Consider the following 2,652-nt stretch of genomic DNA (forward strand, 5'->3'; position numbering starts at 1 on the left):
CCGGCGCTGGAGCAACGGGGAGATCTTCCGCGACATCGTGCGCAAGTGCGTCCGTGCCCTGGTGAGTCGAGATTGGTGCGGCTACTGGCAGGGCAACCACCGCCAGGGGGAAAGCCTGGCGATCTGAGAGAGTCATACGACCTTCCAGGTAGCGCCCGCTCCGTCCCGGCCAGCCGGGACGAGGGTGCCGGTACGCTGCAGGCGATGCACCACGTTGAGGGCGTTCTTCTGCATTTGCTCGATCAGGGCTGTGCTGGGTTCCAGCGCCTTGCGTGCGGCCAGCGCTTCGCCGATCTGGCGGCTGCTCAGCGCCACGCCTTGCGCCTCACGGAAGATGTCCAGGACCATCCGCTGGCATTCGCCTGGACCGAAAAAGCGGTTTCGAACCGGCCGTGCCTCGGCCCCGGTGCGCAGCTCGAAGTCTGGGGAAAACAGCGTGACGGTCGCCTCGATGTGGGCGAGAACTTCCGTCAAACGCTTTATTTCCTTCTGTTCCTTCTGTTGATGCTCGATCAGGTCGGCCAGCTCAGCGCGCTTCCTGATCAGGGCGGCTACCACGTCAAGGTCTGCCATGAAAAGTGCTCCTGTTCATTGAAAACAGGACTATTTTCGCGAAGCTGGCGGTCTGGCAGTGGGGTGCTTGCTCCATAATTTCGGGAAATCGCCTGCACGGTTTGATGAGGGAGGGCAGGCAAAAGCCTGTCCTCTACTCTACCCTTTGCCGTGCTTTCCTGTGGCCCCAGCGGGAGACGCTCCATCTGGGCGGTGACGGGGGATGGAGCCGCGATTCATGGTCGACGCAAGCCAAGCGGGGTTCTCGGCTTGCGGGCGCTGAACTGGGGTGACACGGTGTCCGCAGATGCTATTCCGGACGGTCGAGCTTGGTGGACAGGATGATCGTCGAAAAGGTATCGACGACGCCCTTGATGGCGCGGATCTTGTCGATGACTGCGTCGAGCTCCTCGGTCGTTTCGGTGCTCAACATGGCGCACAAGTCGTAGCGTCCGCTGATCGTATACAGCTTGACGATCTCGTGCCGCCGGCTCAGCCCCTTGACGACGTCGTATTCGACCTTGGAATCGCTGGCAATCAGTACCATCGCCCGGATGTTGGCGTCCTTGCGCGGCGCCTTGACGCTGACCGTGTAGCCGGTGATCGTGCCGCTGTCCTCGAGCGCCTGCAGGCGCAACTGGACGGTGCTGCGGGCGCAGCCGAGGGCTTTCGCCAGGGTCACCATCGGCAGCCGGGCATTCACTTTCAGCAGCTCGATCAGCCGGTGATCGAGGTTGTCCAGGGTTCTTGCCATTGGCATTCCTCCGGTTTGTCTGACGATCAGTCAATATGACCGAATATTACCGGGCATTTCAGGCGTTCTGTCGGTTTCGGTCGGCGCGCTTGCTGCCTAGACTGCAGCCATACCGCACTTTTGCTCGGGATGTCGTCAAAAAGACCAATAAAAGGAGACTTGCATGCTGCAGACCATCGAGTTCAACGTCAACAACAAACTCCTCACGCGCGAAGAACTGGACGCCTACGACCCGGCGGCGGAGTCGTGGCAGAAGCAGTTCGCGCGGCGCTATACGCACCACGGCGAACTGAACGGCATTCTCAACCATGTCGAGAACGTCGATCAGACGGTGTACAGCAAGTTCGCCGTGTCGATCACGCCGTACATCGCCCAACTGATGGACCGCGACGACCCGCAGTGCCCGATCCGTCGGCAATATCTGCCGACCTTTGCCGAGGAGACCCGGCCCGGCTTCGCCACGATGCTCGACCAGCTCGGCGAAGAAGGCGACACCGTTCCCGGCACGAGCATCGTTCATCGCTATCCGCGCCGGGTGCTTTTTCTCGTTTCGAACACCTGTGCTACCTTGTGCCGCTTCTGCACCCGCAAGCGCATGGTCTCGCAGCCCTCCGGTTCGGTGCACAAGGACGCGATCGAGCAGTCGATCGACTACATCGCCGCCAACACGCAGATTCAGGATGTGCTGCTCTCGGGCGGCGATCCGCTGACCTTCACCGATGATCGCCTGGACGAGATCCTCGGCGAAATCCGCCGGCGCGCGCCGCATGTCCGTTTCCTGCGCCTGGGAACGCGGATGATCGTCCAACTGCCGACCCGGATCACGCCGGAACTCTGCGCGCTGCTCGAAAAGCACCGCGTGCAGATGGTCAACACGCACATCAATCACCCGAAGGAAATCACGCCTTTGTTGCGTGCGCGGGTCAAGATGCTGCAGAAGGCGGGGATCATGATGGGCCTGCAGACGGTTTGCCTGAAGGGGGTCAACGACGATGTCGAGGTGATGCGCGAACTGTTCCTGCAAGCGATCGAAATGGGCATTCGCCCGTACTACGTCTACTCGACCGACATGGTCGAAGGCGCGCACCATTTCATCGTTCCCTATCATCGCATGCTGGAACTGTACGAGGGCCTGCGCGGCTGGATCAGCGGCCCGGCGGTGCCGACCTTCATCGTCGATGGCCTCGGCGGTCTCGGCAAGCTGCCGATCATTCCGAGCTACGTGCGTGAGGAGGAATTGCCGGACGGCTCGGGGACGACGGTCAAGTGCCGCAACTACGCCGGCCGGACGGTGGAGATGCCTGGGCTGGGCCGCGGCTACGCGCTGCCGACGCGCAGCAACTGAG

3 protein-coding genes are annotated in these 2,652 nt (G+C 61.8%); 1 reads left to right on the forward strand and 2 read right to left on the reverse strand.

The genetic code is table 11. The features are described from left to right. Window positions 1–132 precede the first annotated feature (132 nt). Together RKP46_RS16320 and RKP46_RS16325 are read right to left on the reverse strand one after the other, a co-directional pair. A complete protein-coding gene (locus RKP46_RS16320) occupies window positions 133–573 on the reverse strand; it encodes a hypothetical protein (RefSeq protein ID WP_311107596.1) in 441 nt (146 codons plus the stop codon). A gap of 289 nt (window positions 574–862) precedes the next feature. Beyond that, window positions 863–1,306, reverse strand: coding sequence for an Lrp/AsnC family transcriptional regulator (locus RKP46_RS16325; protein ID WP_311107597.1), 444 nt, complete (start codon window positions 1,304–1,306; stop codon window positions 863–865). 163 nt (window positions 1,307–1,469) lie between these two features. Here RKP46_RS16325 and RKP46_RS16330 point away from each other — a divergent pair, with 163 nt between their 5' ends. Further along, on the forward strand, window positions 1,470–2,651 hold the full coding sequence (locus RKP46_RS16330; RefSeq protein ID WP_311107598.1) for a KamA family radical SAM protein: 1,182 nt from the start codon (window positions 1,470–1,472) through the stop codon (window positions 2,649–2,651). The last annotated feature ends 1 nt before the right edge of the window (window position 2,652 follow it).

It is taken from the genome of Accumulibacter sp. (assembly GCF_031732815.1).
Taxonomy (GTDB): Bacteria; Pseudomonadota; Gammaproteobacteria; order Burkholderiales; family Rhodocyclaceae; genus Accumulibacter.